The 26,876-nt window shown below is 64.9% G+C and carries 24 protein-coding genes; 12 read left to right on the top strand and 12 right to left on the bottom strand.

The window, feature by feature from the left end; all coding sequences use genetic code 11:
* Positions 1–530 precede the first annotated feature (530 nt).
* Positions 531–833, top strand: coding sequence for a hypothetical protein (locus ACVJNE_RS15590; RefSeq protein WP_499567007.1), 303 nt, complete (start codon positions 531–533; stop codon positions 831–833).
* A 91-nt stretch (positions 834–924) separates the two neighbouring features.
* Here ACVJNE_RS15590 and parC read toward each other — a convergent pair whose 3' ends face one another.
* Complete coding sequence (parC, locus tag ACVJNE_RS15595) at positions 925–3,204, bottom strand: DNA topoisomerase IV subunit A (RefSeq protein WP_499567009.1); 2,280 nt, start codon at positions 3,202–3,204, stop codon at positions 925–927.
* 219 nt (positions 3,205–3,423) lie between these two features.
* Between parC and ACVJNE_RS15600 the strand changes: the two genes are divergently transcribed.
* Positions 3,424–4,602: an aq_1923 C-terminal domain gene (locus ACVJNE_RS15600; RefSeq protein ID WP_499567011.1), complete on the top strand. Its 1,179-nt coding sequence runs from the start codon at positions 3,424–3,426 to the stop codon at positions 4,600–4,602.
* A gap of 35 nt (positions 4,603–4,637) precedes the next feature.
* Here the strand turns inward: ACVJNE_RS15600 and ACVJNE_RS15605 are convergent, their stop codons facing one another.
* Positions 4,638–5,270, bottom strand: coding sequence for a pyroglutamyl-peptidase I (locus tag ACVJNE_RS15605; protein ID WP_499567013.1), 633 nt, complete (start codon positions 5,268–5,270; stop codon positions 4,638–4,640).
* Positions 5,271–5,431: 161 nt separating this feature from the next.
* Between ACVJNE_RS15605 and ACVJNE_RS15610 the strand changes: the two genes are divergently transcribed.
* Together ACVJNE_RS15610 and map are read left to right on the top strand one after the other, a co-directional pair.
* The gene (locus tag ACVJNE_RS15610) at positions 5,432–5,644 is read left to right on the top strand and encodes a ParD-like family protein (protein ID WP_499567015.1); all 213 of its coding nucleotides are present in this window, start codon (positions 5,432–5,434) and stop codon (positions 5,642–5,644) included.
* Positions 5,641–6,438 carry a type I methionyl aminopeptidase gene (map, locus tag ACVJNE_RS15615; RefSeq protein ID WP_499567017.1) on the top strand — a complete coding sequence of 266 codons (798 nt, stop codon included), beginning with the start codon at positions 5,641–5,643 and terminating at the stop codon, positions 6,436–6,438. Before ACVJNE_RS15610 ends, map begins: the two co-directional genes overlap by 4 nt.
* A gap of 578 nt (positions 6,439–7,016) precedes the next feature.
* Here map and aspS read toward each other — a convergent pair.
* From aspS to ACVJNE_RS15640, 5 genes are all read right to left on the bottom strand, one after another.
* Complete coding sequence (aspS, locus tag ACVJNE_RS15620; protein ID WP_499567019.1) at positions 7,017–8,807, bottom strand: aspartate--tRNA ligase; 1,791 nt, start codon at positions 8,805–8,807, stop codon at positions 7,017–7,019.
* A gap of 130 nt (positions 8,808–8,937) precedes the next feature.
* A complete protein-coding gene (locus ACVJNE_RS15625; RefSeq protein WP_499567020.1) occupies positions 8,938–9,759 on the bottom strand; it encodes a DUF1194 domain-containing protein in 822 nt (273 codons plus the stop codon).
* A gap of 97 nt (positions 9,760–9,856) precedes the next feature.
* Positions 9,857–12,418 carry a GcvT family protein gene (locus ACVJNE_RS15630; RefSeq protein ID WP_499567022.1) on the bottom strand — a complete coding sequence of 854 codons (2,562 nt, stop codon included), beginning with the start codon at positions 12,416–12,418 and terminating at the stop codon, positions 9,857–9,859.
* A 169-nt stretch (positions 12,419–12,587) separates the two neighbouring features.
* The gene (locus tag ACVJNE_RS15635) at positions 12,588–12,863 is read right to left on the bottom strand and encodes a hypothetical protein (protein WP_499567024.1); all 276 of its coding nucleotides are present in this window, start codon (positions 12,861–12,863) and stop codon (positions 12,588–12,590) included.
* A 90-nt stretch (positions 12,864–12,953) separates the two neighbouring features.
* A complete protein-coding gene (locus tag ACVJNE_RS15640) occupies positions 12,954–15,452 on the bottom strand; it encodes a mechanosensitive ion channel domain-containing protein (RefSeq protein WP_499567026.1) in 2,499 nt (832 codons plus the stop codon).
* A gap of 183 nt (positions 15,453–15,635) precedes the next feature.
* On the opposite strand from ACVJNE_RS15640, the gene ACVJNE_RS15645 reads away from it, so the two are divergent.
* From ACVJNE_RS15645 to soxG, 4 genes are read left to right on the top strand one after another with little or no spacing between them, the layout of a single operon-like run.
* On the top strand, positions 15,636–16,898 hold the full coding sequence (locus ACVJNE_RS15645) for a sarcosine oxidase subunit beta family protein (protein WP_499567028.1): 1,263 nt from the start codon (positions 15,636–15,638) through the stop codon (positions 16,896–16,898).
* A gap of 10 nt (positions 16,899–16,908) precedes the next feature.
* Complete coding sequence (locus ACVJNE_RS15650; protein WP_499567030.1) at positions 16,909–17,172, top strand: sarcosine oxidase subunit delta; 264 nt, start codon at positions 16,909–16,911, stop codon at positions 17,170–17,172.
* Positions 17,169–20,162, top strand: a complete 2,994-nt coding sequence (locus ACVJNE_RS15655; RefSeq protein ID WP_499567032.1) for a sarcosine oxidase subunit alpha family protein — start codon at positions 17,169–17,171, stop codon at positions 20,160–20,162. The genes ACVJNE_RS15650 and ACVJNE_RS15655 overlap by 4 nt, the downstream gene beginning before the upstream one ends.
* Positions 20,155–20,742, top strand: coding sequence for a sarcosine oxidase subunit gamma family protein (gene soxG, locus ACVJNE_RS15660; RefSeq protein ID WP_499567034.1), 588 nt, complete (start codon positions 20,155–20,157; stop codon positions 20,740–20,742). The genes ACVJNE_RS15655 and soxG overlap by 8 nt, the downstream gene beginning before the upstream one ends.
* 210 nt (positions 20,743–20,952) lie before the next feature.
* Here soxG and ACVJNE_RS15665 read toward each other — a convergent pair whose 3' ends face one another.
* Positions 20,953–21,699 (bottom strand): SDR family NAD(P)-dependent oxidoreductase, encoded by a 747-nt coding sequence (locus tag ACVJNE_RS15665; protein WP_499567403.1) that lies wholly within the window; start codon positions 21,697–21,699, stop codon positions 20,953–20,955.
* A gap of 93 nt (positions 21,700–21,792) precedes the next feature.
* Between ACVJNE_RS15665 and ACVJNE_RS15670 the strand changes: the two genes are divergently transcribed.
* Positions 21,793–22,413: a TetR/AcrR family transcriptional regulator gene (locus ACVJNE_RS15670; protein WP_499567035.1), complete on the top strand. Its 621-nt coding sequence runs from the start codon at positions 21,793–21,795 to the stop codon at positions 22,411–22,413.
* A 117-nt stretch (positions 22,414–22,530) separates the two neighbouring features.
* A complete protein-coding gene (locus ACVJNE_RS15675; RefSeq protein ID WP_499567037.1) occupies positions 22,531–23,049 on the top strand; it encodes a hypothetical protein in 519 nt (172 codons plus the stop codon).
* Positions 23,050–23,085: 36 nt separating this feature from the next.
* Here the strand turns inward: ACVJNE_RS15675 and ACVJNE_RS15680 are convergent, their stop codons facing one another.
* On the bottom strand, positions 23,086–23,493 hold the full coding sequence (locus ACVJNE_RS15680; protein WP_499567039.1) for a DUF2000 family protein: 408 nt from the start codon (positions 23,491–23,493) through the stop codon (positions 23,086–23,088).
* A 30-nt stretch (positions 23,494–23,523) separates the two neighbouring features.
* Between ACVJNE_RS15680 and ACVJNE_RS15685 the strand changes: the two genes are divergently transcribed.
* Entirely contained in the window at positions 23,524–24,387 is an 864-nt protein-coding gene (locus tag ACVJNE_RS15685; protein ID WP_499567041.1) for an AraC family transcriptional regulator, read from the top strand.
* Positions 24,388–24,402: 15 nt separating this feature from the next.
* On the opposite strand, the gene ACVJNE_RS15690 is transcribed toward ACVJNE_RS15685, so the two are convergent.
* Positions 24,403–24,651 (bottom strand): Atu4866 domain-containing protein, encoded by a 249-nt coding sequence (locus ACVJNE_RS15690; protein ID WP_173190699.1) that lies wholly within the window; start codon positions 24,649–24,651, stop codon positions 24,403–24,405.
* 106 nt (positions 24,652–24,757) lie between these two features.
* Positions 24,758–24,898: a hypothetical protein gene (locus tag ACVJNE_RS15695; RefSeq protein ID WP_173190697.1), complete on the bottom strand. Its 141-nt coding sequence runs from the start codon at positions 24,896–24,898 to the stop codon at positions 24,758–24,760.
* A 207-nt stretch (positions 24,899–25,105) separates the two neighbouring features.
* Between ACVJNE_RS15695 and ACVJNE_RS15700 the strand changes: the two genes are divergently transcribed.
* A complete protein-coding gene (locus ACVJNE_RS15700) occupies positions 25,106–26,023 on the top strand; it encodes an AraC family transcriptional regulator (protein ID WP_499567043.1) in 918 nt (305 codons plus the stop codon).
* Between the two features lie 6 nt (positions 26,024–26,029).
* On the opposite strand, the gene ACVJNE_RS15705 is transcribed toward ACVJNE_RS15700, so the two are convergent.
* Positions 26,030–26,740, bottom strand: coding sequence for a nitroreductase (locus ACVJNE_RS15705; protein WP_499567045.1), 711 nt, complete (start codon positions 26,738–26,740; stop codon positions 26,030–26,032).
* Between the last annotated feature and the right edge of the window lie 136 nt (positions 26,741–26,876).

Here is a 26,876-nt window from a genome sequence, read left to right on the forward strand (position 1 = left end):
CGCTTGAACTCGTCACTGAAATTGCCGGTCCCCATCATGGCCTCCTTGCCTCAAATTTAGGGAAGAAGGCGTCCACAAATCTAGGGGCTATTCATGGCTATGTCGTCGAACTCTGCCTCACGTGGTGAATCCATCACGTTATAGCTGTGAAGAGCCGCCGAGCGGCGCGTTTCGTCGTTGAGTTGAGTTTGGTGCTTCAAGCGACCTCGGCGACAGGCGTGGGGAAAAGTGTCAACCTCATTTAGAGCACAATCGCAGCTTGTGCCATGAGCAGCGGACCAAATATTCCGCATCGCAAATGCCGAAACGAAATGTGCGCGACGCCCAAGCCTGCAAATTCATGTGCTCTGCGCCGCCCGCTCGCCACTCGGTCGCCAGCGGTCCAGCCTCGCTTCCGGCTCATCGATCACTCACCCGTGAACACGGAAATTGCCCTCGCAACAAAATTGCGCGGAACTATTTTCCGCAAGCATACGTTGCTTCACCGATCGTCAGGACTCGATCACGAAAACAACGAAGGAGCCCTAAAGATGAAACGTATTCTTATCGCTACCGCCCTGTGTGCCGCCTTTGCCGGTTCGGCTTTCGCGCAGACTGCAACCGACGCCGCAACCGACGGTCAGGGCAACAGCCCGATTATGATGGATCCCGCGCTGGTTGGCGGTTTCTACACCGATGACACCATGACGGAGATGCGTTCCGTCGAAGAAATGCAGTCCAACTATGCCGGACTGACGGAAGAGCAGCGTGCGCTGCTGCGTGAGCAGTGCGAGGCCGAAGCCAACCGCGGTACGGACGGCACGGCGCTCTGCTCACACGTCATGACGTTCTGATAACGGCATCGCCGTATTGTGAAAAACCCCGCTGGCTACCGCCAGCGGGGTTTTTTTTATTGTGGTCATTCCCGCGGCTATCTGAGGCGCGCTAGAACCGACCCGTCCTCGGGAAACCCTTCGGCACCATGCGGCCCGCGCCGGCGCGGGCGCCGATCCATTCGGCCAGCTCCTCGCGCGTCTTGACAAAAGTGCGGTCGGCGGAATCCGTCCATGACAGGCCGGTTTCCATCGCGAAGCTCTTTGCGTCGGATACGCCGCCATCCTTATATTTCTGCAGGCGCACGCCCTTGCCGCGCGTCATCTCTGGCACGTCGGCGAGCGGGAAGACGATGAGCTTACGGTTCTCGCCGACGATGGCGAGATGGTCGCCCGAAACCGGGGCGCAGATCTTGGCCTCGTCGGGCGATTTGACGTTCATGACCTGCTTGCCCTTGCGGGTGTTGGCCACCACCTCGCCCTCGGGCACGACGAAGCCGTTGCCCTGATGCGACACGAGGAGAAGCTTGCGCGACGGGTCATGCACGAAGGCGGTGACGATGTCCTGCTCGTTGTCCATGTCGACCATGATGCGGATCGGCTCGCCATGGCCGCGCCCGCCGGGCAGCCGGTCGGCACCGATGGTGTAGAACTTGCCGCCGGTGGTGAAGACGAGGATCTTGTCGGTGGTCTGGGCATGGAAGGCGAGCTTGAGCTTGTCGCCCTCCTTGAAGGACAGGCCCTCGAAATCGGCCAGATGCCCCTTCATCGCGCGCAGCCAGCCCTTTTCCGACACGATAACGGTAACGGGCTCGCGCTCGATCATCGCGTGGGCAATGTGCTGCTCGTCATGCTCGGGCGCGTCCGCGAACTGGGTGCGGCGGCGGCCGAGCTCGGTGTGGGAACCGAACTGGTCGCGCAGCTTCTCGACCTGCCAGCGGATCGTCTTCCACTGCTTGGCGTCGGAGGCGAGCAGCGCCTCGATCTGCTCCTTCTCGGCGGTGAGTGCGTCGAACTCCTTGCGGATCTCGAATTCCTCCAGCTTGCGCAGCGAGCGCAGGCGCATGTTGAGGATCGATTCGGCCTGCAGATCGGTCAGGTCCCAGCGGGCCATCATCACCGGCTTGGGCTCATCCTCCTCGCGGATGATGCGGATGACCTCGTCGATATTGAGATAGGCGATCAGGTAGCCGCCGAGGATTTCCAGCCGGCGGACGATCTCGGCGAGGCGATGGCGGGAGCGGCGGACGAGCACGTCCTTGCGATGCTCCAGCCACTCCTGCAGCACCTGCTTGAGCGACATGACGCCCGGCACCTTGCCGCGCGAGAGCACGTTCATGTTGAGCGGGAAGCGGCTTTCGAGCTCGGTGAGCTTGAACAGCGATTCCATCAGTATGGCCGGGTCGACGGTGCGGCTCTTGGGCACCAGCACCAAGCGGATATCCTCGGCGCTCTCGTCGCGCACGTCGTCGAGCAGCGGCAGGCGGCGAGCCAGAAGCAGTTCGGCGATCTTCTCGATCATCCGCGATTTCTGCACGCCGTAGGGGATCTCGGTGACGACGATCTGCCAGACACCCCTGCCCTGATCCTCGGTATGCCATTTCGAGCGGACACGGAACGAGCCGCGGCCGGTCTTGTAGGCCTCGAGGATCGCGTCGAAGGAATCGACCACGATGCCGCCGGTGGGAAAGTCGGGCCCGCGGACCATGTTCTCGTCCGGGTCGTCGGCCGGATCGCGGGTCATCAGGTCCTCGACCTGCGCGTCCGGATGGTCGATCAGGTGGAGGGCTGCCTTGCAGAGTTCGGCGGCGTTGTGCGGCGGGATCGAGGTCGCCATGCCGACGGCGATGCCGGACGAGCCATTGGCGAGCAGGTTCGGGAAGGCGCCGGGGAGCACGACCGGCTCCTCGTCCTCTTCGTTGTAGGTGAGGCGGAAATCGACCGCGTCCTCGGTGATGCCCTCCAGAAGCTGGGTGGCGACCTCGGTCATGCGCGCCTCGGTGTAGCGCATGGCGGCCGCGTTATCGCCGTCGATATTGCCGAAATTCCCCTGCCCGTCGACCAGCGGGTAACGCACGGAGAAGGACTGCGCCAAACGCACGAGCGCGTCGTAGATCGACTGGTCGCCATGCGGGTGGAACTTGCCCATAACCTCGCCGACGATGCGGGCGCACTTGGCGAAGCCCTGCTCGGGGTTGAGGCGCAGCAGGCGCATGGCATGCATGATGCGTCTATGGACGGGCTTCAGCCCGTCGCGCACATCCGGCAACGCACGGTGCATGATGGTCGAGAGCGCATAGGCAAGGTAGCGTTCCTCGAGCGCCTTGCGCAGATCGACCGGCTCGATGTGATCGCCCCCGTCGGAGCCGGGCGGAATAAGGTCTTTTCCCATGAAATCCGGTTACTTGAGCGGGTGATTCGGGGCAAGCCGCAATCGCCTCGCGCCGCAGGCGGCAGCGGGAGGCGAAACCGACCGTTTACACAGAAACGCGAGCCGGGCCGCTTTGATTTGCGTTCCAGGCGAAATAAGTCAATCTTGCCGCGATGTCACGCTTCGCGGCACCCGGTTGGGTGCGGCGCCGGGCAACGCGGTTTTTTCAAGGAATGATCCATGTCGATAATCCATAAGCAATTGCGGGCACTTGCGCTCTCCACCCTGTTCGGCGGCCTCGCCGTGACCGGCGCATCCGCGCAGGCGGTCGAGGAGGCGCTGGACCGGCTGAAGGCGCTGAGCGCCGACCAGGGCGTGACGCTCGACTGGGCGAGTGCCGACATAAGTGGGGACGACGCCGTGCTCTCGGGCGTCACGGTCACGGTCGACGGCAAGTCGACCCCGATCAGCGACATCACGCTCAGCGGCATCTCGGAAGTCGATTCGGGCTACAGGATCGAGCGCCTCGAGGCGGACGACTATTCGATGTCGGACGACGGCGGCTCGGTGGCGGTCGAAGGCGTCGAGATGACCGGCCTGCTGCTGCCCAGCGAGGAAGACCGCGACGCCTATGGCGGTTTCCTGTTCTACGAGACGATCGCCGTCGCTTCGATGAGCGTCGCCGCGCAGGGCAACGAGATATTCAGCCTCACCGACCTCCAGGCGGAAGTCACCGCGGGCGAGGCCGGCGAGCCGATGTCGTTCACCGGCGGGGCTGATGGGTTCACCGTGAACCTTTCGTTCCTGGAGCCGCAGCAGCGCGCCATCATGCAGGCGCTGGGCTACGAGGAACTGCAGGGCTATCTGGAGATGGAGGGAAGCTGGCAGCCGACGGACGGCCGCATCGAGCTTTCGCAATACGACGTAACCGTGGACGGTGCAGGCACATTCGGCCTGTCTTTCGACCTGGCCGGCTACACGCCCGATTTCATCGCGTCGCTGCGCGAACTCCAGCAGCAGACGCTCGCCAATCCCGACGGCGACAAATCGGCCCAGGGCATGGCCATGCTGGGGCTGGCGCAGCAGCTCTCGTTCAACCGCGCCGAGATCGCGTTCGACGACGACTCGCTCACCGGCAAGGTGCTGGACTTTGTCGCCGCGCAGCAGAACATGAGCGCAAGCGACGTCGCCAACCAGGCAAAGGCGATCCTGCCCTTCGTGCTGGCCCAATTGGGCGACCCGGACCTGACGGCCAAGATCACGCAGGCGGTCTCCGCCTTCCTCGATGACCCGCAGAGCCTGCGCATCACCGCCGCCCCGCCTGCCCCGGTGCCCTTCGCACTGATCGCAGCCGGCGCCATGAGCGCGCCGAAAGAGCTGACGAAGACGCTGGGCGTGACTGTCACCGCCAACGACTGACGAAAAAGGCCCGGTTCAGACCGGGCCTTTCATTTTCAGGCGCGGACGTTCCACTCGTCGATGCAGGCGGCGATGACGATGTTGGCGCCGGCGACGAGATCGTCGATGGCCATTGCGGCCGCGTGGTCCGGTTCCGCTTCCTTCAGCGGCGGCACGTGCACGAAACCCGCCATGACGGGCCGCAGGCCATCGCAGGCATGGGCGGCCGACAGCGTGAAGACGGTGTTGCAGAGATAGCCGCCGGCATCGTCGGACCATTCGACAGGCAGGCCCGCGCCTTCGAGACGCTCGGCGATGAGGTCGAGCGGCAGGGTCGAGGCGAGCCGGTCCGGCCCGGCACAGACGCGCGCGGCCGAAGGCAATGCCCCCGACTGGTCGGGGCGCGCGCCGTCATGGCTGTTGCGGGCAACGCGCTCCAGCCGGAAACCGCTGCACTCCCGAGCCAGACCGAAATGGATCGCGATGTCGGGCAGGAACTCGCGGCCGATCGCCGACAGGCGATCCGCGATCGTCGCGTATTCGACAGCCAGCACATCGGCGCGAAACGCCTCGACGCCTGCCGGGGGCTCATCGTTGAGAATGCCGGCAAGCGCCTCAGTCGGGTTGACCGGCGCGCCGGGAAACACCGAGAAACCTGTGACGAGGATGCGTGGCGGGCGCGTGAACACGAGCCACTATAGCCTGCACGCAACCAAAGCCAATCGAATTTGCGCGGGGTTCAAACGGCCTGCGACCGGCCCTTTTACTGCCGGACGAGTCGCTGGCGGTCTTGGATTTCCATGCCGCATCGAATATATGCTTCATATACGAACCATATATGGAGACTTCAGTGGGCATCGTGAACATTGACGACGACCTGCACGAGCAATTGCGCAGGGCCAGCAAGGTATCGTGCCGGTCGATCAACGCGCAGGCCGTGTTCTGGATCAAGATCGGCATGCTGTGCGAGACCAACCCGACGCTCAGCTTCTCGGAGATCATTCAGCGCGAGATGAGCTCGGCAGGTGTTTCGGCCCCGTCGCTGGCCATGGGTGACGCTTGATCAAGACGCCGAAGGAACTGGCGCTGCTGGCCGCGTCCGGCCGGCTGCTGGCGTCGGTGTTCGAGCTGCTGGACCGCACGCCACTGGCCGGTAAATCGACGCTGGAGATCAACGACATGGTTGAGCACTTCATCGTCGACGACCTCAAGGCCCGGCCCGCGAGCAAGGGCCAATATGGCTATGGTTTCGTACTGAACTCCTCGATCAACGAGGTGGTGTGCCACGGCGTGCCTTCGCAGGCCGACGTGCTTGGAGACGGCGACATCGTCAACCTCGACATCACGCTGGAGAAGGACGGCTATATCGCCGATTCCAGCAAGACCTACCTCGTCGGCGACGTGAACCCCGCGGCCAGACGGCTGGTGCAGACCACCTACGAGGCGCTGTGGTTAGGCATTGGCGCGGTGCGGCCGGGCGCGACACTCGGCGATATCGGATGGACGATCGAGCGGCACGCCAAGCGAAACGGCTATTCGGTGGTGCGCGAATTCTGCGGGCACGGGATCGGGCGGGAGATGCACGAGGAACCGCAGGTGCCGCATTTCGGCAAGCCCGGAACCGGCCCGGTGCTGCGCGAGGGCATGGTCTTCACCATCGAGCCGATGCTCAACCGGGGCCGGCGGAGCGTGAAGACGCAGGACGACGGCTGGACCGTGGTGACGAGGGACGGATCGCTTTCAGCGCAGTTCGAGCACACCGTGGCGGTCACGGTGTCCGGCGTGTCGGTGCTGACGCTGCGCGCCGACGAGCGCGGTGCGGGGTTGGGCAGAAGGGTGGCGGTGGGGGTCGGGTGATGCAGCGGTGGAGCGGGGTTCCCCCTCTCCGTCTCGGCTCCGCCTCGACACCTCTCCCCCGCAAGCGAGGGCAAGGAAATGCCGGCCGCTTGCTTCGCGGCTGTTCTTCAACGCCGGTGATTGGCGAAAGCGATGATGAAGGCTCTCTTCTCCCCGTCCTTCACGGGGAGAAGTGCCCGGCAGGGCGATGAGGGGCGGCGCGAACGACCGAGATGACGCACTAGCAGGGTCGAACCGCGTGTCTCGCCTTCCGGCAAACGGGAGCGACATCTGATATGGAGCTACCCCCACCCCTCACCCCTCCCCACAAGGGGGAGGGAGACGTCTGCGTTGAGCTCCCCGTCGATCGCGTGCGATCCGGCACCTACGCTTCAGAACCCCTCCCCCTTGTGGGGAGGGGTAAGGGGTGGGGGTACGAAGCCGCCGCAACGCTCGTGATCTTCAGCGCGATTGTCCGGCCGAGGCGCGACCTGCCGCCAGAGCAGCGGCGGGCCGACGAACGCCGTCCCCCTGTTCCAGTCTGGCTTTCCCAGCCATCTTTGTGCGATGCCAGACAAATATGTCTGGCTGCACAGTGCTCAGTCGTCTTTCTTCGAGACGACCGTGCGCAGGTGCAGTTCGCGAAGCTGCGCGGGTGAGGCTTCCGCCGGTGCATTCATCAGCAGGTCCTGCGCCTGCTGGTTCATCGGGAACATGGTGATCTCGCGGAGGTTCTTTGCCCCGGTGAGCAGCATGACGATGCGGTCGACGCCGGCCGCCATGCCGCCATGGGGCGGCGCGCCGTACTGGAAGGCGCGATAGAGGCCGCCGAAGCGGTCTTCGACCGTCTGTCTGTCGAGGCCGACGATCTCGAACGCTTTCACCATCGTCTCGGGCAGATGGTTGCGGATGCCGCCCGACGCGATCTCGAAGCCGTTGCAGACCATGTCGTACTGGAAGGCCTTGATGGTGAGCGGGTCCTGCCCCTCCAGCGCTTCCATGCCGCCCTGCGGCATGGAGAACGGGTTGTGGCCAAAATCGACCTTCTTCTCGTCCTCGTTCCACTCGTAGAAGGGGAAGTCGACGATCCAGCACAGCTCGAAGCGGTCGCGGTCGACAAGGTTCAGTTCTTCACCGGCGCGGGTGCGCGCAGCACCGGCAAAGGCGACGAACTTCTTCGGATCGCCGGCGACGAAGAAGCAGGCGTCGCCATCGTCCAGGCCGAGCTGCTGGCAGATCGCCTCGGTGCGCTCCTCGCCGATGTTCTTCGCCAGCGGGCCGGCACCCTCGAGCCTGTCGCCTTCCTTGCGCCAGAAGATGTAGCCCAGCCCCGGCTGGCCCTCGCCCTGCGCCCACGAATTCATGCGGTCGCAGAAGGCGCGGCTGCCGCCGGTCTTCGCCGGGATCGCCCAGACCTCCGCCTTCGCATCGTTGGCGAGGATGTTGGCGAAGACCTTGAAGCCCGAGCCGCGGAAATGCTCCGACACGTCTTCCATGACGATCGGGTTGCGCAGGTCCGGCTTGTCGGAGCCGTATTTGCGCATGGCCTCGTCATAGGCGATGCGGGGGAAGGACTGCGTGACCGGCTTTCCGTTGGCGAAGGTCTCGAACACGCCGCGCAGGACCGGCTCCATGGTCGCCAGAACGTCGTCCTGCTCGACGAAGCTCATTTCGAGGTCGAGCTGGTAGAATTCGCCCGGCAGGCGGTCGGCGCGTGGATCCTCGTCGCGGAAGCAGGGCGCGATCTGGAAATAGCGGTCGAAGCCGGAGACCATGATGAGCTGCTTGTAGATCTGCGGCGCCTGCGGCAGCGCGTAGAACTTGCCCTCGTGGATGCGGCTCGGCACCAGGAAGTCGCGCGCGCCCTCGGGGCTGGAAGCCGTGAGGATCGGCGTCGAATATTCGGTGAAGCCGACATCGGCCATCCGCCTGCGCATCTCGGCGATGATCTTCGTGCGCTGGACGAGGTTGCGGTGCAGCGTGTCGCGGCGCAGGTCGAGGAAGCGATATTTGAGGCGGATGTCTTCCGGATAATCCGGCTCGCCGAAGACCGGCAGCGGCAGCTCCTTCGCGCCGGACAGCACTTCCATGTCGCGCGCGAAAACCTCGATCTCGCCGGTCGGCAGGTTGGCGTTGACGGTCTCGGCGGTGCGCGCCTTGACCTCGCCGTCGACGCGGATGACCCACTCGCCGCGCACGGTCTCGGCAATCGAGAATGCCGGCGAATCCGGATCAGCGACCACCTGGGTGAGGCCGTAATGGTCGCGCAGGTCGATGAACAGCAGGCCGCCGTGATCGCGCACGCGATGGACCCAGCCAGAGAGGCGGACGGTCTGGCCGACATCGGCCTTTCTCAACTGTGCGCAGGTGTGGCTGCGGTAACGATGCATGGGGAAAGTCTTTCGATTGTCAGAAGCTTGCAACAGGCGCATCACGCGCCCTGAAATTCGCGCGGAAAAGCGCATGGGAGGCGCGATTTGTCAAGGTAATGACGGGTGGCGCGCACTGCCGGACGCGAAGCTAGCGATTATCCCACATCCAGGAGCGGTCGCGCCACATCTTCTCGCCGACCTCGCAGTCGGTCGAATCCCGCGTGACGGCGGGGACGATGTGAGCGTGAGTCGGCGGGCCGCCTGCGAGCTCGAGTACCAGCTTGCGGCGCACGGCCTCGGGGAACTGGTCCCAGTCGTTGACCGGGATCATGAAGGCGCCCGGCCCGCCGATGACGCAGTTCTCGTAGTAGAGATCGAGATTGGCGAGATCGTAGACGCTGGAATATCCGCCGGTGGTCATCAGCGGCAGGCCGTTGATGGTGATGCCCTGCTCGACGAGCGCGTCGCGGGCGGGGACGACCAGCCCGCCCTGATTGTTGGGGCCGTCGCCGGAGATGTCGACCACGCGCTTCATGCCGCGATGGGGGCTTTCGGCGAACATGTCGCCGGCGAAGGTCAGCGCGCCGGAGATCGAGGTGCGCCGCGCGCTGTTGGGCGGGTGCAGCGTCAGCTTCTCGGCGAAGGCCTGCGCTTCCTCATGATTGCTGACGATGGTCCATGGCACCACGATGTTCTGCACGGTGACGCCCGCCCACTCGACATAGGTGATCGCGATCTTGCCGTGGACGCCGTCGCGGATGGCGTCGATGACCTGCTGGCTGGTGAGCGCGGCCGCGTAGCCGTCACGCTGGATGGCGAGTTCGCCAGGGGACATGGAGAGCGACACGTCGACCGCAAGGATCAGCTCGACGTCGACGATGTCGGCGCGGGCCGCCGTGGGTGCGGCGGAAGCCATCGCCAGAGGAAGACAAGCCTGCAACGCAAGCTTTAGTCGCGCAGCATATGACATGACGCAAGGATAGGGGAAGCGTTGCCGTTGGAAAGAAAAAGGCCCGGACTGCCGGGCCTTTTCCCTTCACGTTTTCGCGACCGGCTAATGGAACCCGTTAGCTCCGCGGCTTGAGGTTTTCGGGGTCGTAGAGCGGCTGGTAGCCGACGGCGGCGACCTCGACCGGGTAGGTCTCTCCGAAATATTCGACGGCCAGCTTGCGGCCCTGCTGGCAGTATGCCCAGGGCAGATAGGCGAGCGCGATGTTGTTGCCGATGGTCGGGCCGTAGGCGATGGAGGTGGTGTAGGAGCGGCGGCCGAGTTCGTCGACCAGCGTCTCGCCCGTCTCGGGATCGAGCACCGGCATGGTGCCGACGGGATAGCGGGCGACGCCGGCCTTGTCGGTATTCTCCTTCATCACCAGCGTGCAGAGCATGGCCGGCTGGTGGTCGCGCGCCTTGTATTCCAGATGCTTCGCCTTGCCGCGGAAATCGGCCTCCTTGACCTTCGGGCGGGCAAGGTCGGCCTCCAGCAGATTATACTGGGTCAGAAGGTCGGCGTTCTGCAGGCGGAGCGACTTTTCCATGCGGCGCGAATTGGCGTAGGTCTCGACGCCGAAGGGCATGACGCCAGTGGCGCGCAGCGAGTCCCAGACGGCAAGGCCGTCCTCGTAGCGCATGTGCAGCTCCCAGCCCTGCTCGCCGACATAGGAGATGCGGAAGGCGGTGACGCGCTTGCCGGCGATCTCGATCGGCTTGATGGCGGCGAAGGGGAAGTTTTCTGGATCGAGGCCGGCCGGGTCCGCAACCACCTTCTTCAGCGTCTGGCGGGCGTTTGGGCCCCAGATGCCGATGGTGACGAATTTCTCCGAGACATCGGTGATGGTGACGTCGAGGCCGCGATCCTCGGCGACGCGCTTCATGTAGTGGAAGTCGCGCGGGCCGGCGTCCGCGCCGTTGACGAGGCGGCAGCGGTCTTCCATGCGGAAGACGGTGAAGTCGGCGCGCACCATGCCCTCGTCATCGAGGAAGTGGGTGTAGATGCCCTTGCCGATGTTGCCGTCGCCGCCGATCTTCGCCGCGCACAGCCATTCGAGCAGCGCGACATGGTCCGGCCCCTCGATGTCGACCATGTGGAAATGCGACAGATTGACGATGCCGCAATCCTCGCTCATCGCCAGATGCTCGGCGTTGGAGACGCGCCAGAAATGGCGGTTGTCCCACTCGTTTGCGCGGACCGGAACGCGGTTGCCATATTTTTCGAGCAGGTGCTCGTTGGCGGCGTAGCCGTGCGCGCGCTCCCAGCCGCCGAGCTCCATGAAGTAGCCGCCAAGCTCGACCTCGCGCTCGTAGAAGGGCGAACGCTTGACGTTGCGGCCCGTCGCATAAGGCTCGCGCGGGTGGATCGCGGGGAAATAGATCTTCTGCGCGGCCTCGCGGGTGCGGCCCTCAATGAAGCCTTCCTCGAGCTGGTGGGGATAGAAGCGGGCGTAGTCGATCGAATTGTGGTCGATCTCGGTGCGCCCGTCGGTCATCCAGTCGGCGATGAGCTTGCCGTAGCCGGGGCCATCCTTGACCCAGATGGCGACGCAGTACCAGAGCCCCCTCACCTTCTGGCTTTCGCCGCAGGACGGACCGCCGGCGGCCGAGACCTGCAGCAGGCCGTTGAAGGAATGGCTCTCGTTGTAGCCCAGTTCGCCCAGTATCGGCGTCAGCTCGATGGCGCGCTCCAGCGGCTCGATGATCTGCTCCATGTCGAGGTCGCGCTGAGAGGGTGACAGGCGCGCCTGATCCTTCTCAAGGATGTCGCGCGGATGGCAGAGGCGCGGATTGTCGGTCTCGTAGTAGCCCCACTCGATCTGGCCGCCCTCGGTGGTCTTCGGGTCGCCGGTGTCGCGCATGTAGGCCGAATTGCCCTGGTCGCGCAGAAGCGGATAGCCGATGTCCTTGCCCGTGCCCTCGAATTCGTTGAAGGGACCGAAGAAGGTGAGCGGGTGATCGACCGGCATGACCGGCAGATCCTCGCCGACCATTTCCGCGATGAGACGGCCCCAGATGCCGGCACAGACGACGACGTGATCGGCGTAAATGGTGCCTCGATGGGTGACCACACCCTTGATGCGACCGTTCTCGACGATCAGCGACTGGGCGGGCGTGTTGGCGAAGGCTTTCAGCTTGCCCGACTTTTCCGCCGCGTCGACCAGCTTGCCGGCCACCGTCTGCGAGCGGGGTACGACGAGGCCTGCGTCGGGATCGAACATGCCGCCCATGACCTGGTCCTCCTCGATCAGGGGGAACAGCTTCTTGATTTCTTCCGGCGTGACGAGGTGCGCGCGGGTGCCGAAGGCCTTGGCAGACGAGACCTTGCGCTTGATCTCTTCCATCCAGGTATCGTCGCCGGTGCGCGCAACTTCCAGCCCGCCGACGCGCGCGTAGTGACCCATCTTTTCGAAGAAATCGATGGAATACTGGGTCGTCCAGACGGACAGATAGTCGTGGCTGGTCGTGTAACAGAAGTCCGAGGCGTGCGCCGTCGAGCCGATGTCCGTCGGGATGCCGGACTTGTCGATGCCGACGATGTCGTCCCAGCCGCGCTCGATGAGGTGGTGCGCGATCGATGCGCCGACGATGCCGCCGAGCCCGATGATGACGACCTTAGCCTTTTCCGGAAACCCTGCCATTGCCCGCGACTCCAAGATGGTTTTCGGCGCAGACTATAGGGCGGCGCAGCAGGCGGTTTGCAGCCTGTTTGCGACATCGCCGAAACGCGGCGCGACGGCATGCCGCCGCAATCGCAAAATGCAAACGGCCGGGGCTGGCCCGGCCGTCAAGCAATCGCTGTTGCTTGGCTTAGAGGATCTTGCCGCGACCGCCCTCGATCTCGAGCGTCTCGGGGCCTGTGAGGACCTCGCGGTCACCGTTGGGCATGGTGACGAAGCAGCCTTGCGGACAGATCTCGATCGTCTCGCCTGCCCCGATGCTCACCTCGACCTGGCTGCCGCCTTCGCTGACGACCAGCGTGTGGGCGGAGCCGTCGCGGTTGGTGACCGTCGCGGAGAAAGCCGCCGTCGGGGCAAAGAGTGCACCAGCAAGCACGGTCATGATCAGCATGTTCTTCATCGGCATTTCGGTGTGTCCACCGCCTCTGTTCGCATTCGGGCTTTCGCCCTTTTCGCGTTCCTTTATAGCGGCCTGAAGCTGAACGCCAACTGAACGCTATTCCGGCGCGGCCTTACGGCGCACCTGCGGGGTCGATCGTTTCGCAGGTTTTGCAGCTTCGGCGGGTGGCAAAGCCTGTTCGACCGCCACTTTCGGCATTTCCTTGATGTAGACATCCTGCTGCGGGAACGGAATCTCGATGCCTTCTTCTCGGAACCGCTCGAAAATCTGGAAGCGGACCTCGTTCATGAAGCCCACCTGCGTGGTGACGTCGGAGAGGAAGGCGCGCACTTCGAAATCCAGCGAGGATGCGCCGAACCCAATGAAGACCACCATCGGCTCGGGATTCTTCATCGCCTGAGGCTGGGCGCGGATAATTTCCATGAGGATCTGCTGAACCTGACGCGGGTCGCTCTGATAGGCAACGCCGACCGCGATGTCGACGCGGCCGAGCCGGTTGCGATGGGTCCAGTTGCCAACCGCCGCGTTGATGAGCTCGGAGTTGGGAAGGATCACCGACTGGCGCTGGAACGTTTCGATCTCGGTGGCACGGACGCTGATTTTCTTTACCGTGCCAGAGATGCCGCCGGCGACGATCCAGTCGCCGACCTTGAAGGGCCGCTCCGCAAGCAGGATCAGGCCGGAGACGAAATTGTTGACGATGTTCTGCAGGCCGAAACCGATGCCCAGCGAGAGTGCACCGGCGACAAGGGCGAGGTTGGAAAGGTCGATGCCCGCAGCCGAGATGCCGACCAGGGCGGCAAGGGCGATGCCGGCATAACCCACCGCCGTCTTGATCGAATTGCGCACGCCGGCATCGACCTTGCCGCGCGCCATAACCTTGCCGTCGAGCCAGCGCTGAAAGCCGCGCGTGCCCAGATATCCGGCCAGGAAAAGCAGGAACCCCGTCAGGATGCCGATCAGCGAGATGGAGATCGAACCGATGCGTATCTCGTTGGCGATGTTGTAGGTCCAGAGGCGGATGTCGCCCCACTGGAAGCCCCATTGCAGCAGGATCAGCGGGATGCCGACCGCCAGCACAAGCACGTTTATGACGATGGAAAGCAGAAGCCCGATCTGGTCTTCAGTGGTTTCGTCGAAGTGATATTTGCGATCGAGCCGGCGGCCGAAGCTCGTGTTCATGAAACCGCCGATCTCGGAGATCGCGCCGGCGGACAGATAGCCGATATACATCGTCGACAGGATCGCGCCGGTGATGACCACCTGCTGCGAGATGAAGCGCGCAAGCCCGATATAACCCAGGAACGCGGCGAGGATAGTGCCGGCGCCCAGCACAAGAACCAGCGCCTTGAAGTACGAATTCCAACCGCGCGACTTGCCGTCCTCGTCGACGTAGGGCCGCACCAGCCCGAATACGATCACCAGGAGGCCGACGATTACGGTCGCCAGCAGGCTCTTGGCGACAGTCAGCGACAGCGGCGACTGCATCACCTCATTGATCTTGCTGGCGAAGAAATCGGCACCGGTGACGATCGCGGCGAGAAGGCTGACCCAGAAGAGCGCGCGGGCTGCACCAGTCTGCATGGGCAGCAGGCGCCAGTTCGGGAGACGCGGCGAGAAGACCGCCCGCGCAAGACGATAGACGAAGAAGACAATGGCGATAACGTTGAAAAGCGTCACCATGAGCTGCGCGATGTCGTAGCGCAGGACCCCGTAGTAGTTGTAGAAAAAATACGTTCCTGCGAGGAACACACCGAGCGCGGCAGACGGCAGCAGCGTGGACCAGAAGGCGACGGAAAGCCTGCTGAGATAGGACGGATTCTCGATGGCCGGGTCGGCATCGAAGAGATTGCCGAAGAGCCGCCGCCCCCCGATCATCAGGATGCCGGCGGCTACAAGCGCGTAGAAGGTCGCGAGCAGAACCGCCTGCAACTTGAAATTGAGGACAAATCGCGTCCAGGAGGAGACGGCGGCGGAAAGCCTGCGGGTTTCGGCCGCGAGATCGCCGAGCACCTCGCCGTTAAGTGCGGACGAGATGTCATAACGGCGCGACAGCGTGTTGGTGAACAGGTCGCGCCGGGTCTGGTTGATTTCCTCTATCATGCCGTTGACCCGCAGCGACAGCGACTCCGCCCGGCCGATCAGCGTATTGATCTCGGCCTTCTCGTCTATCAGCGTCTGCCGCTCCGCCGTCAACGCCGGCGGCTCAGGCGGCTCATCCTCACCGCGGGGCGGGCCGATCTCGTCCAGCCTCGTGTTGATCGTATTCAACCGGGGCCGAAACGCCACACCGCTTGCAATCAGGTCGCGCGACAGCTCCTCCAGCCCGCCGCGAACGTCGACAAGGGCGGAGTCGTTGTGGGCGTTGGCCCGCATCTGCGTCTGGTACTGGTCGGCAGTCGCTCCGTAGCGGTCGAGCTTGTCGCGCTGTTCGGCGACGACACCGGGACCGACGGCCGGCGAGGCCGAAACCGTCTGGCCCGATTGCGCCGGCGCCGCCCCGTTCTGCGCAAAAACCGCAGGCGCGAAGCTCATCATCGCCACCAGCAACGCAAGCACAGCGATCAGGCGGGAAAAGAGAGACGGCGATTTCATGCGCAACGGCGTTCCAAAGATGGAGTCAGGGCGGCATTGATAGGCGAGCGTCGCGGCAGCGGCAAGCTTGCCACCCGCCGTAGAGTCGGCGGAGCGAAAGCCGATGGCGAAATATTTGCCTTGGCCCGGGGCGCCGGCCTATAGCTTGGCGAGACCTGCGGCTTGCAGACCCGGCTGGGGACCATGGCTGAATACTCCATCTTCTCTCTCCTCAAGAACACCATTTCCGGCAATCGCGACTGGAAACCGGCGTGGCGCAAGCCCGAGCCGAAACCCGAATATGACGTGGTGATCGTCGGCGGAGGCGGGCATGGGCTCTCGACGGCCTATTACCTTGCCAAGGAACACGGGCTCACCAACGTGGCCGTTCTTGAAAAAGGATGGCTTGGCTCCGGCAATATCGGCCGCAACACGACCATCGTGCGTTCGAACTATCTGCTGCCTGAGAACTCGCGCTTCTACGAGCACTCGATGAAGCTGTGGGAAGGGCTTTCCCACGACCTGAACTACAATGTCATGTTCTCGCAGCGCGGCATCCTCAACCTTGCCCATACGCCCGGCCAGCTCGACGATTTCGCCCGGCGTGGCAACGCGATGCGGCACGAGGGCATCGATGCCGAGCTTGTGGTCGGCGCGGAAGCCGTGGGCCGCATGGTGCCGGGACTGGACGTTTCAGCCAATGCACGCTTTCCGATCGTCGGAGGGCTGATGCAGCCGCGCGCCGGCACCGCGCGGCACGACGCGGTTGCCTGGGGCTATGCGCGCGCGGCCGACCGGCGCGGCGTCGACATACTGGAAAATTGCGAAGTGACCGGCTTCCTGCGCGAAGGCGACCGCGTGGTGGGCGTGACGACGACGCGTGGCGACATTCGCGCGCGCAAGGTTGCGGTCGCCGTTGCCGGCTCCACGGGCCGGGTGATGAAGCTCGCAGGTGTCGACGAGATGCCGATCGAGAGCCATGTGCTGCAGGCTTTCGTGTCGGAATCGCTCAAGCCCGTGCTGCACACGGTCGTCACCTTCGGCGCGGGCCATCTTTACGCCTCACAGTCCGACAAGGGCGGGCTGGTCTTCGGCGGCGACATCGACGGCTACAATTCCTATGCGCAGCGCGGCAACCTGCCCGTGGTGGAGGATGTCGCCAGCGAGTTCGTGGCAATGTTTCCGGGCTTTTCGCGAGTGCGGCTGCTGCGCTCGTGGGGCGGCATCATGGACATGTCAATGGACGGCTCGCCGATCATCACCACCGGGCCGCTGCCGGGCATGTATCTCAACTGCGGCTGGTGCTATGGCGGCTTCAAGGCGACGCCCGCTTCGGGCTGGTGCTTTGCCCACACCATCGCCCGCGACGAGCCGCATGCGCTCAACGCGGCGTTCACGCTCGACCGGTTCCGGCGCGGCATCCTGATCGACGAGAAGGGTGTCGGCGCGACACCCAGACTGCACTGAGGAGGCCCGGATGCTGATCGCCTGCCCCTATTGCGGCCCGCGCGACGTCGGCGAGTTCACCTATCAGGGCGACGCCAACCGTAAACGGCCCGACCCCGCCTCGCCCACCGGCACGGAATGGGAGCGCTATGTCTATGAGCGCACCAACGCCGCCGGGGAGCATCGCGAATACTGGCAGCATTCCGCCGGGTGCCGGGCGCATCTGGTCGTGACACGCAACACGGTGACGCATGCCATTTCCTCGGTGACCCTGGTGCGCGGGGACGACGCATGAGCGGGCGCCGCGCCAATGCCGGCGGGCAGGTCGACCGCACACGCACGATCCGCTTCACCTTCGACGGCAAGCCGATGACGGGCCATGCGGGCGACACGCTCGCCTCCGCGCTGCTCGCTAGCGGTGTCTCGGTGGTTGGCCGGTCGTTCAAATACCACCGGCCGCGCGGCATATTTTCGGCCGGCGTGGACGAACCCTCGGCGCTGGTGACCGTCGTCAACGGCGCGGTGCGCGAGCCGAACGTGCCGGCCACGACGATCGAGATTTTCGACGGTCTGGTCGTGGAAAGTCAGAACCGGTTTCCCTCGCTCGGCTTCGACATCGGCGCGGTGAACGGGCTGTTCGGCGGGCTGTTCTCTGCCGGCTTCTACTACAAGACCTTCATGGGGCCGGTGGTCGGGCCGCTGAAGGGCGCGCGATTCTGGATGCTGTGCGAGTGGTTCATCCGCCGGGCGGCGGGACTGGGGCGCGCCGGCCATGCGACGGACCAAGCACGCTACGAGCGCATGAACGCGTTCTGCGACGTGCTGGTGGTGGGCTCCGGCCCAGCCGGGCTGATGGCGGCGCGCGCGGCTGCGGCGAGTGGCAAACAGGTAATGCTTGCCGAGCAGGACCCGCTTCCGGGCGGCTCGGCACGATGGAGCGGCGAGACGATCGACGGCATGCCCGCCGCCGAATGGGCGGCACGGGTGGCTGGCGAACTGGCAGCGATGGAGAATGTGCGCATCCTGCCGCGCACCACCGTCTGGGGCTATTACGATGGCAATGTGCTGGCGGCGCTGGAACGCGTGGCAGACCACCGACCGGCGGGTAAAGGCGAGCCGCGCCACCGGCACTGGGTGATCCGGGCGGGGCGTGTCGTGCTTTCAACCGGCGCGTTCGAGCGGCCGCTGGTGTTTCCGGGCAACGACCGCCCCGGTGTCATGCTCGCCGGTGCCGCGCAACGCTATGCCGGCGCTTTCGGCGTGCTGCCGGGCGAGACAATCGCGGTGTTCGCCAACAACGACACCGCCTACCGGGCAGCCGCAGCGCTTCATCGCGCGGGCGCGCGGATCGCGGCGATCGTCGACGTGCGCCGTGAAGTCTCGGCGGCGGCACTGGCGCTGGCGGTGGAGACCGGGGCCGAGCATCTGCCCGGCCATGCGGTGGTCGCGACCTCGGGTGGCAACGCGCTGAAGGACATTTCGGTGCAGCGGTTCGACGCTGCGACCGGCGCGCTTTCGGGCGACACGCGGCGCATCGAGGCCGACTGCCTCGCCGTCTCGGGCGGCTGGTCGCCGGCGATCCATCTGGCGAGCCAGGCCGGCGGCGCGGCGCGCTGGGATGAGCGGCTGCAGGCGTTCCTGCCGCCGGAGCCGTTGCAGCAATGGCTTGGAGCCGGCGCGTTCACAGGCGCTTTCACCACGCAGGAGGCGATCGTCGAGGGGCTGGCGGCCGGTGCCGCAGCGTGCGGGCAGAAGCCGTCGCGCAGGAAGCCGCCGCAGGTCGAGACCGGTGACCTGGACGTGGCGCCGGCGCCGGTGTTCGAGATCGGCGCCAAGGGCAAGGCTTTCGTCGATTTGCAGCACGACGTAACGGCCGAGGACGTGCGGCTCGCGCACCGCGAGGGGTTTGTCTCGGTCGAGCACCTGAAGCGCTATACCACGCTTGGCATGGCGACCGATCAGGGCAAGACCTCCAACGTGCCAGGCCTTGCGATCATGGCGCAGGCTGCCGGCAAGGCGATCCCGGAGGTGGGCACGACGCGGTTCCGGCCGCCCTTCTCGCCCGTGTCGCTGGGTTCGCTCGCGGCGGAACGGCATGGCGACCTGCGGCCGGAGCGGCTGACGCCGATGCACGACTGGCACGCCGAGCACGGCGCGCGGATGCTTGCCGCCGGGCTGTGGTTCCGCCCGCAGATCTACGGCCTGCCGGGCGAGACGGTGGAACAGGCCTATGTGCGCGAGGCAGCCGCCGTGCGCGACGGCGTCGGCATCGTCGACGTCTCCACGCTGGGCAAGATTGCCGTGCAGGGGCCGGATGCGGGCGTGTTCCTCGACCGCGTCTATACCAACATGTTCTCGACGCTGCCGGTGGGCAAGGCGCGCTACGGGCTGATGCTGCGCGAGGACGGGCTTGCCTTCGACGACGGAACGACGTGGCGGCTTGGCGAACACGAATTCCTGATGACCACGACGACGGCCAACGCCGGCAAGGTGATGCAGCATCTGGAGTATCTGCTCGACATCGTCTGGCCGGAGCTGGGAGTCCACCTGACCTCCGTCACCGACCAGTGGGCCGGCGCGGCCGTGGCGGGTCCAAAAGCGTGCGCGGTGCTGGCGGCCTGCGTGACGGGAACGGCTGTGGACAACGAAACGCTGCCCTTCATGGGTATCGTGCGTGGCGAGATCGACGGGGCGCCGGTGACGATCTGCCGCCTCTCGTTTTCCGGCGAGATGGCCTTCGAGGTCTATTGCGGCGCCGGGCACGGGTTGCAGGTGTGGGAAGCGCTGATGGAGGCCGGCAAGCCATTCGGCATGGTGCCTTACGGGCTGGAGGCGCTGGGTACGCTGCGGATCGAGAAAGGCCACGTCACGGGCTCGGAGATAGACGGGCGGACGACGGCGCGCGACCTGCATCTCGACTGGATGCTGTCGAAGAAGAAGCCGTTCGTCGGCTCGGCGATGATGGATCGGGAGGGGCTGACTGCACCCGACCGGCTGCAGCTCGTCGGCGTCGTCGCGCTCGACAATCGCGCCTTCGGCAACGGCGCCCACCTCGTGGACGCGCAACAGGACCCGGCCGACCCGCACGGCTCGATCGGCCATGTGACAGCCAACTGCTTCTCGCCGGCGCTAGGGCGTTATGTCGGGCTGGCGCTGGTGAAGGGCGGCAAGGCGCGGCATGGCAGCCGCGCCTGGCTTTCCGACCCGCTGCGAAAACGCTTCGGACCGGTGGAGATCGTCAGCCACCACATGTTCGATCCCGAGGGGAGCCGCATGCATGGTTGAACAGGCTTCACCGCTGGGCGACGCGTATCGTCCAGGCTCGCACGGCAATTTTGCCGAAGGTGTCGGCGTCGTCATCGGCGAGACCCGCCCCGGCTCGATCGTCGAGGTAGCGGCGTGGCCGGGACAGCGAATCGCGCTGCTCGAGGCGGTCCGCGCTGCGGTTTCGCTCGACCTCGGGGACAGGCCGCGCGCCGGCGCGAAGCAAGAAAGCCGGGCTGGCTTCGGCATCGGACCAGGCCGGTTCCTTCTTGTCGACCAGGCCGAAGGCTTGGCGCAAACGCTCGCCAACGCGGTCGGCATCGAAACCGGCACCGTCACCGACCTGTCGCACGGCCGCACTGCGATCCGTGTGGAGGGCGACCAAGCCGAGTGGGTGCTCTCAAAGCTTTTCGCCATCGACTTTTCCCTCGCCGGCTTTCCGGTCGGCGAGGGGCGAGCCACGGCGCATCATGACATATCCGCCTCGATCCAGCGAACGGACGCGCAGTGCTTCGACATCTATGTCTTCCGCTCATTCGCGCGCAGTTTCTGGAAGGTGCTCTGCCAGAGCGCGGAAGATGTCGGCTACGAGGTCAAGTAGGCTATAGCATTTCAGAATTTCTCGGGACCGCAAAGAGCAAAGGGAACGCCCCCTCCACCATGCTTCGCATGGTCCCCCTCCCCCGTAAACAGGGGAGGATCGGACGCTGCGGCCGCCCGCAACCTCGGTTCCTCCCCTGTTTACGGGGGAGGTGGCGCGAAGCGCCGGAGGGGGTGTTTCTGTAAAAACCTGAAAAGATCCCGACGCGCGTCACGCATTCGCGCCGCCGTCTATGGTGAATTCTGCGCCTGTGACGCCCCTCGCCTGCGGTCCTGCCAGCCAGGCGACAAGCCCTGCGACTTCCGCCGGATCGCCGAAACGCGGGATGGCCATGATCGAACGCTGGACATCCGCGCCCTCGCCGGTCGCCGGGTTCATGTCGGTGTCGGTCGAGCCGGGGTGAACCACATTGGCGGTGATGCCGCGCGAGCCGAGATCGCGGGCAAGCCCCTTGGTGAGACCTATCAGGGCCGACTTGCTCATCGCGTAGAGGCTGATGCCCGGAAACGGCACGCGAACGGCAAGATTGCTGCCTATGGCGACGATGCGGCCGCCATCGGGCATGTGGTCGACGGCGGCGCGTGAGGCGATGAAAGCCGCGCGGAGATTGACGTCTAGCGTGCGGTCGAAATCCTCCAGCGTGAGTTCGTCGATCGAGGCCTCCTCGTAGATGCCGGCGCTGTTGACGAGGATGTCGAGCCCGCCGAACGTCTTCGCTGCCTTTTCGACGGCGGTACGCACCGAATCCGGATCGCGGTTGTCGGCCTGTATCGCCATGGCGCGGCGGCCTTCAGCTTCGACTGCACTCGCGACTTCGCCCGCCTTCTCCACGGAGCGGGTGTAGGTGAAGGCAATGTCGGCGCCTTCCGCCGCCAGCCGTCGCACGATCGCAGCGCCGATGCCGCGGCTGCCGCCGGTCACGAATGCCTTCTTGCCTGCCAGGTTGGTCATTGAAATCTCCATTATGTATCATTCGATACATATCTCTCTCCCACCTTGCGGCGACGCGTCAAGCAATTTATGTATCGCTCGATAAAAAAGGAGCAAGACATGGCCGAGAGAGGCAGGCCGCGAAAGTTCGACCGCGAAAAAGCGCTTGCGCGTGCGATGGAGCTTTTCTGGCAAAAGGGCTTTGCCGGCGCGTCGCTTTCGGAGCTGACGGCGGCGATGGGCATCAACCCGCCAAGCCTCTACGCTGCCTTCGGCTCCAAGGAAGCGCTGTTTCACGAGGCGGTGTCGCTTTATGGCCGCACGGAGTCGCCCGAGATCTGGCTTGCCGTTGAGGAAGCGCCTACCGCCCGTGAAGCTTTCGATGGCTTCCTGCGCGCGACCGCGTTTTCGTTCACACAGCCGGACAAGCCGCGCGGCTGCCTGATCGTGCTGGGCGCGCTGCACGCGGACGACGCCGGCAGCGAGGCCGTCTGTGCGGCCCTACGCAAGATGCGCGCGGACAACGTCACCGATCTTGCCGCGCGGCTACGCCGGGCCGTGGACAAGGGAGAATTGCCGACAGGCACCGACTGCGACGGCGTGGCCGCGTTCTACGTAACCGTCCAACAGGGCATGTCGGTCCAGGCCCGCGACGGCGCCAGCCGCGAAACGCTGATGGCCGTGGCGGAGGGCGCGATGGCCGCATGGGACGGGCTGACCGGCGGGCGGAAGCACGGGTGAAGCCGCTCTCTTCCCTTAGCACCGCCAGAAAGCCGGCATGTCGCCCTATCCACGCCGCATGCGAGGGCGATCAGATATATGTCAAGAAGGTCTGCATCTGTCTGGCAGGGGTAGTTTATGTGGCGTGCAGTGATTCTGTGGGTCGGAGCCTTGTGTGCGATTTTGTTCGTTTTGGTTGGTCGCTTCTGGGTAATGCCGGGCCAGGAAGTGGCGGTTTATCTCCCTACCCGATCGGCCGTGGCCTATGTGCAGGTCTGGGCAAACTCGATGATGCAGGGTCGCTACGAAGTTCTTGTCGCCACGCAGCATGGGAGGCTGCGCCGAATTCTGTGGGAGGATTGGGGACCGGCGCAACGCGCTAGTCTCTATCTCACGCCCGAAGGCTGGCTTGCGATCCTGGGTGGCGGCGGGGACGCGACAATCATTGCGATCCCCGAGAATGCCCGTCCTTTCGAAGTACCCAGAACAGAGCTGCAAAACGTTCGGTCCGAGACCTGGCACTATGTTGGGGCGGTGGACCGGGCCAACCGACGTTTGCGGTTCTTTTCTCCCGACGATCAAAGCGAGTGTTTTGCGATGTTCGGGGAAGGCAACAGTCCCTACCGAAAGGCTCACCAGGCGGAGGGCTCCTGTTGAATAGGCGGGTGCCACCAGGCTGGAACTTTCCGTTCCTCAAGGATGCAGCTTCGCGCCCTTGGTGATCTTGTCGACCAGCTTCCTGTCGGCACGCAAGGCGAGGCCGGCGATGCGGGCGTCGTCCGGGCCGGTTTCGGCGAAGACCGCGCGATTGGCAGCGTCGTGGCCGGTCGCAAACATCTCCTCCACATAGGCCGAGGCCTGCACGCCGCGCTCGATGGCGCGGCCATGTATCCTGGCCATCGTCGCAAGGTCGGCCGCCATCACGACAATCGGCTGGATGGACATCGCGTTGAAGACATTGCCCACCTTGTCGCGGTAGGGTTCGCCGATTACCTCAGGTGATTGCGATGCGATGCCGGTGGACAGGAAGGCCGTGACGTTGAGCTTCTGCCACATCGCCAGATCCTCCCGGACCACGATCGCTATCTTGGTGTCGAACATGCCTGTGACCTTTCAAACGGATGAAACCTCATGACCCGCCCCCTACCCGACGGCGAGGCGATCGGTCTTGGACGTTTGTGCGGAGACGGGGCGCGCGACTGGATCCGTTCTGGCCAACCGGTGCGGGGGCTCGAGCGGATCGAGGCGCGCTTTGCCGGCGAGGGCTACGCGCCGCACCGGCATGACACCTACGCAATCGGCGTCACCATCGAGGGCGTGCAGACATTCCGTTATCGCGGCGTTTCGTGGCACAGCCTGCCGGGTGAGGTCGTGGTGCTGCACCCGGACGAAATCCATGACGGCGGCGCGGGAACGCCGCAGGGGCTGCGCTATCGCATGCTCTATCTCGACCCCGCGAGGCTGCTGGAGGCCGGCGGCAGTCATGCGAGCTTGCCCTTCGTGCCGACCGGCGTAGTCGCCGACGCGCGGCTGGGCGCGATCGTGGCGTCGATGCTTGCCGACCTCGACAACGAGATGGAGGACATCGCGCTCGACGACCGCATGGTGCTGTTGGCCGACGCGTTGGCCCTTCACGCCGGCAAGGAGCGCGGACATGCGGGCACCATCGCGCGTGAAGCCATCGCCCGCTGCTGCGCATATCTGACGGAACACCACGAAGCGGGGATCGGCTCGGCCGAGCTGGAACACGTGAGCGGGCTGGACCGCTTTACGCTCGCCCGGCAATTCCGCCGCGCGCTCGGTACCAGCCCACACCGCTATCTGGTAATGCGCCGGCTGGACCGGGCGAAGCGCCTCATCGGTGAAGGACAAGGCCTGGCCGACGCAGCCATCTCCTCGGGCTTCGTCGACCAGAGCCACATGAACCGTCATTTCAAGAAGGCGTTCGGCATGACGCCGGGCCGCTGGGCCGCGCTGTCACGCAGTGCGGCCTGATTGGCCGCATGAGGCTTATCTGCGCCGCATGACCATGCCGGCATGATAGAGCACACCATCGCGGAACTCGCCATCGGCCCGGAAGCCGGTGTCGTCGAGATATTCGATGCGGTTGCCTTTTACCCAGTATTGCCCCTGATAGGCGCTTTCGCGATTGCCACGGGCTTCGTCGTAGCGGCCGTTGGGCAGAAGCTCGTGGCGGATGCGGCCGTCTTCGGTCGCCCACATGCCGACATAGGGATGCGTGGTTTCTTGCGTTGTCATGTTCGTCTCGTTTGCGGGATTGCCGAAGGCGCCGACGGTCATTGCGGCGATCGAAAGGAATGATGCCGCAAAAAGGATCAGCGCGGGCGCGGCCGACTTGCAGCGCCTAGCCATTCATCCACCGTGAGGGCTTCGACGAGCGGAACAGCCGCGCCAGTGAGGCGAGCAGCGGCATGGTGACGACGATACGGGGTCCGGTGTCGAGCGACCGCGGCAGGCGGCGGCGGGTGTCGTGTCTTCTTGTCATCGTGGATCTCCTTTCCGGCTCGACGCAGCCTCTGACGCTGCGATGAGTGCAACATGCAGCATCATGCCGCCATGGCGGTAGAACAGCCCTCCGCAAAGATTGCACGATCCTCCGAATGTCCGTGAAAGCGTCTATTCACGCGCGATGGCCGCTGATACATAGCGGGCAACACAAACTACGAGTGCTTCATGGGAAAGGAGGCACATCATGCAAGAAAACGCTTTTGCGCCGATCGGCGAGCTGGCGAAAGAAATTGTCCGATTCGCGCCCGTCGATGGCTGTCATACAACGCAAGTGCCGCGTCTTTCGCTTTTTCGGACATCGCAGGCGACCGCGCCGGTGCACGGCGTGCAGCACCCCGCGCTCTGCATTGTGGCGCAGGGCCGCAAGCAGGTTCTGCTGGGCGAGGACATGCTCACCTACGGCACCGGGCAGTGCCTGGTGATCTCGGTCGGCGTGCCGATGGCCGGCCAGGTCGTCGAGGCGACGCCGGACGCGCCGTATCTGTGCTTCAAGCTGGAACTCGACCCGGCGATGCTGGCAAGCCTGATCTTCGAGATGAGGCTGCCGCCTGTCGACCGCTCGCGCGAGCCGTTGGCGATCGCCGTGTCGGAGGCCGCACCGAGCCTCGCAGACGCAGCGCTTCGCCTCGTCAGGTTGCTGGGCGCGCCGGGCGACATCGCCATGCTGGCGCCGCTGATCGAGCGTGAAATCCTCTACCGGCTTCTGACCGGGCCGCAGGCCGGACGTCTCCGCGAGATCGCCACGGGCGAAAGCCGAGCGCAGCAGGTGAGCCGCGCCATCGGGTGGCTGCAGGCCAATTTCACCGAGCCGTTCCGGGCAGAAGTTCTGGCAACCGAGTCGCGCATGAGCCTGTCGTCGCTGCATTTCCACTTCAAGGAAGTGACGGGGCTGAGCCCGCTGCAATACCAGAAGCAGCTTCGGCTGCAGGAGGCGCGGCGGCTGATCCTCGCCGAGGCGCTGGACGCGGCATCGGCCGGCCACCGGGTCGGCTACGACAGCCCGTCGCAATTCAGCCGCGAATACAGCCGCCTGTTCGGCGCGCCGCCCCGACGCGACATCGACCGGCTGCGCGCGGCACCGGAACGCTTCGTGGAGGTTTGAAGCGGGTCAGCGGACGAAGTTGACGAATTCGTCCAGCGGCGCGCGTTCGCTGCGCAATGAATTCTCAGGCTTCGAGGCGTCCTCGTAGCCCAGCGCCATGCCGCACACGACGATCTCCTCGTCGGGAATGCCCAGAAGCGGCCTGATCTGGCGATGATAGGGCGCGAACGCTGCCTGCGGGCAGGTGTGCAGGCCCCTGCCCCGCGCCGCGATCATGATCGACTGCAGGAACATGCCGTGGTCGATCCACGAGCCCTGGTTGAGCCGGCGGTCGATGGTGAAGATCATGCCGACGGGCGCATCGAAGAAGACGAAGTTGCGGTCGTGCTGGGCGCGCATCCGGTCGGTGTCGCGCCGGCCGATGCCGAGCAGGCTATAGAGCGCGAAGCCGACGGCGCGACGGCGCGTCAGGTATGGCTCGAAGAACTGATCGGGATAGTAGCGATATTCGTCCCATGTGGCCTTTTCGGCCCGCACGCCCGAGTTCAGGATCGCGTCGCTGAGCGCCTGCTTCTTGTCGCCGGTGACGACATAGACCTTCCAGGGCTGCATGTTGGTACCCGAAGGCGCGCGCGCCGCAACGCGCAGGATGTCCTTGACCGTCTCGTCGTCTACGGGGGTCGGAAGGAAGGCGCGGACCGAGCGGCGCGACGTGAGCGCCTCGTCCACGATTTCCTGCTCGTCGGTGCCCTGCCTGTTGTTGTCGGGTGCCAGCATGCCCCAGCCTTTCGGTATGCGGTGTGGCGGAACCGCGCGTGATGCCGCCAAATTTTCGCCCGGAATAGGCGAATCCCGTTCCGCAATCAAATTCTTTGGCACAAATGCGTGCATCCGCTTGTCTCTCCACCAAGGG

The sequence above is a fragment of the Mesorhizobium sp. DxT genome (genome assembly GCF_058448885.1).

Excerpts from the sequence above, each read along its gene's own strand:
- ACVJNE_RS15675 (WP_499567037.1), top strand. The coding sequence starts at position 22,531 with ATGTGGCGTGCAGTGATTCTGTGGGTCGGAGCCTTGTGTGCGATTTTG.
- ACVJNE_RS15650 (WP_499567030.1), top strand. The coding sequence starts at position 16,909 with ATGCTGATCGCCTGCCCCTATTGCGGCCCGCGCGACGTCGGCGAGTTC.
- aspS (WP_499567019.1), bottom strand. The coding sequence starts at position 8,807 with ATGCATCGTTACCGCAGCCACACCTGCGCACAGTTGAGAAAGGCCGAT.
- ACVJNE_RS15705 (WP_499567045.1), bottom strand. The coding sequence starts at position 26,740 with ATGCTGGCACCCGACAACAACAGGCAGGGCACCGACGAGCAGGAAATC.
- ACVJNE_RS15700 (WP_499567043.1), top strand. The coding sequence starts at position 25,106 with ATGCAAGAAAACGCTTTTGCGCCGATCGGCGAGCTGGCGAAAGAAATT.
- soxG (WP_499567034.1), top strand. The coding sequence starts at position 20,155 with ATGGTTGAACAGGCTTCACCGCTGGGCGACGCGTATCGTCCAGGCTCG.
- ACVJNE_RS15590 (WP_499567007.1), top strand. The coding sequence starts at position 531 with ATGAAACGTATTCTTATCGCTACCGCCCTGTGTGCCGCCTTTGCCGGT.
- ACVJNE_RS15635 (WP_499567024.1), bottom strand. The coding sequence starts at position 12,863 with ATGCCGATGAAGAACATGCTGATCATGACCGTGCTTGCTGGTGCACTC.
- ACVJNE_RS15670 (WP_499567035.1), top strand. The coding sequence starts at position 21,793 with ATGGCCGAGAGAGGCAGGCCGCGAAAGTTCGACCGCGAAAAAGCGCTT.
- parC (WP_499567009.1), bottom strand. The coding sequence starts at position 3,204 with ATGGGAAAAGACCTTATTCCGCCCGGCTCCGACGGGGGCGATCACATC.
- ACVJNE_RS15600 (WP_499567011.1), top strand. The coding sequence starts at position 3,424 with ATGTCGATAATCCATAAGCAATTGCGGGCACTTGCGCTCTCCACCCTG.
- ACVJNE_RS15695 (WP_173190697.1), bottom strand. The coding sequence starts at position 24,898 with ATGACAAGAAGACACGACACCCGCCGCCGCCTGCCGCGGTCGCTCGAC.
- ACVJNE_RS15680 (WP_499567039.1), bottom strand. The coding sequence starts at position 23,493 with ATGTTCGACACCAAGATAGCGATCGTGGTCCGGGAGGATCTGGCGATG.
- ACVJNE_RS15685 (WP_499567041.1), top strand. The coding sequence starts at position 23,524 with ATGACCCGCCCCCTACCCGACGGCGAGGCGATCGGTCTTGGACGTTTG.
- ACVJNE_RS15645 (WP_499567028.1), top strand. The coding sequence starts at position 15,636 with ATGGCTGAATACTCCATCTTCTCTCTCCTCAAGAACACCATTTCCGGC.
- ACVJNE_RS15640 (WP_499567026.1), bottom strand. The coding sequence starts at position 15,452 with ATGAAATCGCCGTCTCTCTTTTCCCGCCTGATCGCTGTGCTTGCGTTG.
- ACVJNE_RS15690 (WP_173190699.1), bottom strand. The coding sequence starts at position 24,651 with ATGACAACGCAAGAAACCACGCATCCCTATGTCGGCATGTGGGCGACC.
- ACVJNE_RS15655 (WP_499567032.1), top strand. The coding sequence starts at position 17,169 with ATGAGCGGGCGCCGCGCCAATGCCGGCGGGCAGGTCGACCGCACACGC.
- ACVJNE_RS15625 (WP_499567020.1), bottom strand. The coding sequence starts at position 9,759 with ATGTCATATGCTGCGCGACTAAAGCTTGCGTTGCAGGCTTGTCTTCCT.
- ACVJNE_RS15630 (WP_499567022.1), bottom strand. The coding sequence starts at position 12,418 with ATGGCAGGGTTTCCGGAAAAGGCTAAGGTCGTCATCATCGGGCTCGGC.